Annotated in this window: 5 protein-coding genes; all 5 read right to left on the reverse strand. The window is 67.4% G+C overall.

The genetic code is table 11. The features are described from left to right. A partial coding sequence (locus B4V06_RS17300; RefSeq protein ID WP_498170784.1) for an NADH-quinone oxidoreductase subunit C occupies positions 1-969 on the reverse strand: 969 nt, incomplete at its 3' end. Next, entirely contained in the window at positions 966-1,664 is a 699-nt protein-coding gene (locus B4V06_RS17305; protein WP_006113007.1) for an NADH-quinone oxidoreductase subunit B, read from the reverse strand. The genes B4V06_RS17300 and B4V06_RS17305, both read right to left, overlap by 4 nt. Continuing rightward, entirely contained in the window at positions 1,664-2,080 is a 417-nt protein-coding gene (locus tag B4V06_RS17310) for an NADH-quinone oxidoreductase subunit A (RefSeq protein WP_123114938.1), read from the reverse strand. The genes B4V06_RS17305 and B4V06_RS17310 overlap by 1 nt, the downstream gene beginning before the upstream one ends. Positions 2,081-2,257: 177 nt before the next feature. Further along, positions 2,258-2,875, reverse strand: coding sequence for a 5-(carboxyamino)imidazole ribonucleotide mutase (gene purE, locus B4V06_RS17315; RefSeq protein WP_123114305.1), 618 nt, complete (start codon positions 2,873-2,875; stop codon positions 2,258-2,260). Between the two features lie 69 nt (positions 2,876-2,944). Continuing rightward, entirely contained in the window at positions 2,945-4,126 is a 1,182-nt protein-coding gene (locus B4V06_RS17320) for a 5-(carboxyamino)imidazole ribonucleotide synthase (RefSeq protein ID WP_498170788.1), read from the reverse strand. Between the last annotated feature and the right edge of the window lie 573 nt (positions 4,127-4,699).

Consider the following 4,699-nt stretch of genomic DNA (forward strand, 5'->3'; position numbering starts at 1 on the left):
GTCCTCCAGCAGGTCCTGGACGCGCTCGCGGTCGTTGATCGCGTACATGAACGTCGCCGTGAAGTCGCCGTTCACGTCGAGCGCGAACGTCGCGAGCGCGAGCATGTGCGCGGCGATCCGGCACATCTCCGCGCCCATCGTCCGGATGACCTGCGCGTACTCCGGCACCTCGATGTCGGCGAGGTCTTCGGCCGCGCGGGCGTACGCCCACTCGTTGAGCAGCCCCGCCGAGATGTAGTCCCAGCGGTCGGGGTACGGCATGATCTGGTGGCGGTAGGTGCCGGACTGCGCCATCTGCTCCTCGCTGCGGTGGAGGTAGCCGATGTCGGGCTCGACGTCGACGACCTGCTCGCCGTCGAGGATCGTCTTCAGGTGGAGCACGCCGTGGGTCGCCGGGTGGTGCGGCCCGATGTTGAGGAACATCGTGTCGGATTCGGCGTCCTTGTGGTGTTCCTGCAGCGGGTTCGCGTGCTCGGGCAGCGTGGCGATCTGGGGCCGGTCCTTGTCGTAGTCCATCGACAGGGGGTGGCCCTGCCACGTCTCCGGCAGCAGAATCCGGCGCAGGTCGGGGTGGTCGTCGTACTCGATGCCGATCAGGTCGTACGCCTCCCGCTCGTGCCAGTCGGCGGTGCGGAAGACGGGCTCGGCCGACTCCGAGACCGGGTCGTCCTTGTCGGCGGGCACGACGACGCTGACCTCCTGGGTCGGGTCGTCGAACTTCTTCAGGTGGTAGATCGACTCGTAGCGGTTCTCGTACTCCTGGGCGGTGACCACCGAGAGGTGGTCGTACCCCGCCTGTTCTTTCAGGATCGAGAGCGTCTCCTGGACGGTGTCCGGGCGGATAACGAAGCCGGGAGCGTTCAGGTGGTCGTCGCGGTCGACGACCAGGTCGCCTAGGAGGGCCTCCAGCTCGTCGGGGGTGCGCTCCGGCACCGCGTCGTCGGTGGTGTCCGGTCGTTCGAGGCTCATGGTGAATCAGCGAAATTGTACCGCATGACGAGTTCGTCGTCGTCGATCTGGTCGGCGAGCTTGTCGACGAGCTCGTCGCGCTCGAGGTCGGAGAACTCCTCCAGCTCGTACGGCTTGACCGTCACGGGCGCGGCCTCGCCGTTGGCGACGCGCTCCTGCAGCTTCACGACGCCGTACACGAGGGCCTCAGGACGCGGCGGACAGCCGGGGACGTGGATGTCGATCGGGATGACCTCCTCGGCGCCCTTGATGACGTTGTACCCCTCCTGGAACGGACCGCCGGAGATGGTACACGAGCCCATGCCGACGACGAACTTCGGCTCGGGCATCTGGTCGTACACGCGCTTCATCCGCGGCGCGAACTTCGAGACGATCGTCCCGGGGACGATCATCACGTCGGCCTGTCGCGGCGACGCGCGGGGGACCCCGCTCCCGAACCGGTCGAGGTCGTGTTTCACGGCGTAGGTGTGCATCATCTCGATGCTGCAGCAGGCGATACCGAACTGCAGCATGAACATCGAGGAGCCGCGACACCAGTTCAGGAACTTGTCGAACTTAGTGAGGATGAACGGCGAGGAGCCGAACGCCTCGCGGAGCCGAGAGTTGAACCGGTCTCCCTGCCCGGTCATCCGGGCGTCTCGGGTCTCCGTTACCACTTGCGATTCGTCTGTGATGAATGGTTGATCGCTGCTCATTAGTTGAGGTCACGCTCCGTTTTTCTCCTGGACGCGCGGGGGCTCCGGGCCCAGCTGATCGCCCCCGACCGCCACGCCCAGACGAGCCCGATCGCGAGGATCCCGACGAAGGCCAACATCGGCCACAGCAGGGCGGTCATCGGCACGCCGGCCTCGATCGCCGGGCGGTAGATGACGGCCCACGGGAACAGTAACACGGTCTCGATGTCGAACACGACGAACAACAGCGCGACCATGTAGTACTGGATGTTGAACCGGATCTTCGTCCCGCCAGTCGGGGTCTCGCCGGACTCGTAGGTGGTGCTTTTACCGGTCTCAGGCACGCTCGGACGGAGCAACGCCGACACGGTCATCATCCCGATGGGGATGAGCAGGCCGACGGCCGCCAAGGCGCCGATCGCTATCCAATCGCTCATATAGGTCTCCGTAACGTGCTGGCGTTTGGACCGACCCCTCATAAGCGTTGAGTCTTCAGGGCAGCGGCCCGAGGCCACCGCAGACGGCCGCGAAACCGTTCAACGCCCGATCCGGCAGTCGTCAGTTCGCCCGCGAGACCGGTTGTCAACGACTTCGAGAGACGGGTCGCCGACGACTTACTCCTCGCCGCGCGCGCGGAACCCGTCGATGCCGAGGTCGTGGAGGTCGGCGGAGTCGGCGGCGACGCCGCCCTTGAGGTCCTCGTGGTACGCGACGAGTCGATCCTCGATCGCGTCGTGCTCGCGCGCGAGCACCTGCGCGGCCGAGAGGGCGGCGTTGAACGACTTCCCGGCGTCGACGGCGACGATCGGGGCGCCGGTGGGCATCCCGATGACCGAGTCGACGGACTTCTCTTGGACCGGCACCCCGATGACGGGGATCGGGTACGCGATCGACGCCGTCATGTTCGGGAGGTCAGCCGACTTCCCGCCCGCCCCGGCGATGATCACGTCGAGACCGCGAGCGCGGGCGGTCTCTCCGTACGCGTACATGAGCTCGGGGGTGCGGTGCGCGGAGACGACGTAGCTCTCGTAGGTGAACCGCGCGTCCGGGGCGTCGCCGAAGTCGGTCTGTTCGGCGAACCCGAGCTCGTCGAGCGCCTCGTACGCGCCCTCCATGACGGGGAGGTCCGAGTCCGACCCCATAATGATCCCCACGTCCGGGGTGGTCTCCGGGTCGGCGTCCGCCGCCGCCTCCGCTTCGATCCGGTCGATGAGGTCCTGCACCGTGGTCATGGGCGTGGGTTCGACGGAGGTCGGTAAGGAAGTGCCGGATATCGCGCGAGCGTCGGGCGTCGCGGAACGTCAGGCGTCCCGAAACGTCAGCTCGTCGCGGAGCGCTCGGGCCCGCGAGAGCAGCGCGTCGCGGTCGACGTCACCGTCGGCGGTCGCGTCGTCGCTTCCGACCGTCGCCGTCAGGTGCCCCATCTTCCGGAGCGGGCGCGCGTCGTCTTTCCCGTACCAGTGGAGGTCGGCGTCGGGCGCGGCGAGGACGGCGTCGACCCCGCGGAGCGTCGCCGGCTCGGTCTCGTCCACGTCGCCCAGGACGTTCGCGGTGACGGCGGGCGCGACGAGGTCGCTCGGGCCGAGCGGCCAGCCGAGCACGGCCCGGACGTGGTTCTCGAACTGCGACGTGCGCGCGCCCTCGATCGTCCAGTGGCCGGAGTTGTGGGGGCGGGGCGCGATCTCGTTAACCAAGACCTCGCCCTCGCGGGTCTCGAACAGCTCGATCCCGTAGACGCCGCGGCCGTCGAGGAACTCCAACACGTCGCGGGCGACCGACTCCGCCTCGGCGACGACCGCGTCGTCGGCCCGGGCCGGGGCGACGCTCTCTCGGAGGATCTCCTCTCGGTGGATCGTCTCCGTGACCGGGTAGGTCCGCGTCTCGCCGTCTGCCCCCTTCAGGCCCATCACGGCGATCTCGCGCTCGAAGTCGAGGAACTCCTCGGCCATGGCGTTCCCGCCGACCTCGTCGAGTGCGTCGGCGGCGTCGGCGGGGTTCTCGACGGGGACGTTCCCGCGGCCGTCGTAGCCGCCCTCGCGGGCCTTCAGCATGACGCCGCCGAACTCCTCGACGACGCGTTCGAGTCCCTCCGCGGTCGCGACCGCGACGAACTCCGGGACGGGGATGCCGGCGTCGGCGAGCGCCTCCTTCTGCACCAGCTTGTCCTGGATCGTCTCGAGGGTGCCGGGGTCCGGCTGCACCGGCACGTCGTGCTCCGCGCTCGCCACGGCCAGCAGCTCCGGATCGGCCAGCTCGATCTCGAAGGTCAGCGCGTCGACGCGGCTCGCCAGCTCGTGGACCGCGTCGGGGTCGTCGAAGTCCCCGACGATCTGGTCGCTCACGACGGGAGCGGCCGGGCAGTCCGGCGTCGGGTCGAGCACGACGACCTCGACGCCGAGCCGCGCGACCGCCTCGCCTATCATCCGGCCCAGCTGTCCGCCGCCGACGACGCCGAGCGTCGGTCCCGGCAGAGTGATCGACATGCGCGGCCGTACCCGACGTTGCTGCATAAATATTCCCACATGGCACGGATAAATGGCCATGTTCGTGGATATGCCGTGCTGCGCTGTCGAGATCCCTCTCCCCCCTAGATACGTTACAGCACGACCAAATACTTCTGAGCGACGGCGACACTCATTTATAAATCCCGCCGCGGTGGCGCGTGCCTCCGAGTGGCCGCCCTTGGCGGCCACGAGGAGCGCGCGCGAGGGACGCCGCGAGCGCAGCGAGCGGCGAGGCTGGGGAGGTGTGAGGTGCGGTTGCTGTGCGGTCGGGGAGGCCTCAAAGGGGCAGTCGCGAGGGCGACGCACGGCGACGCAAGGACCGCAGGGAGGGAGCGAAGCGACTGACCAAGGACCGCAGCGAGCCGCGCGAGTCCTCGCGACTGGGGCTTTGGAGGTGTTCACCGGCGATCCGTTTGTAGTCGCATATGACCGAGCGGCTGGGGCTTTAGAGGCCTCACCGCGGTATCGTCAATCACACATAAACAGCCGACGGGAACACCGCTTTTTATATACATATTCATTTTTATATATATATATATATATATATATATA

Source organism: Halorubrum sp. B53, assembly GCF_059752395.1.

What these genes read in the sequence shown, in the direction of transcription:
- B4V06_RS17310 (WP_123114938.1), bottom strand. Translation starts at nt 2,080, where the DNA reads ATGAGCGATTGGATAGCGATCGGCGCCTTGGCGGCCGTCGGCCTGCTC.
- B4V06_RS17305 (WP_006113007.1), bottom strand. Translation starts at nt 1,664, where the DNA reads ATGAGCAGCGATCAACCATTCATCACAGACGAATCGCAAGTGGTAACG.
- purE (WP_123114305.1), bottom strand. Translation starts at nt 2,875, where the DNA reads ATGACCACGGTGCAGGACCTCATCGACCGGATCGAAGCGGAGGCGGCG.
- B4V06_RS17320 (WP_498170788.1), bottom strand. Translation starts at nt 4,126, where the DNA reads ATGTCGATCACTCTGCCGGGACCGACGCTCGGCGTCGTCGGCGGCGGA.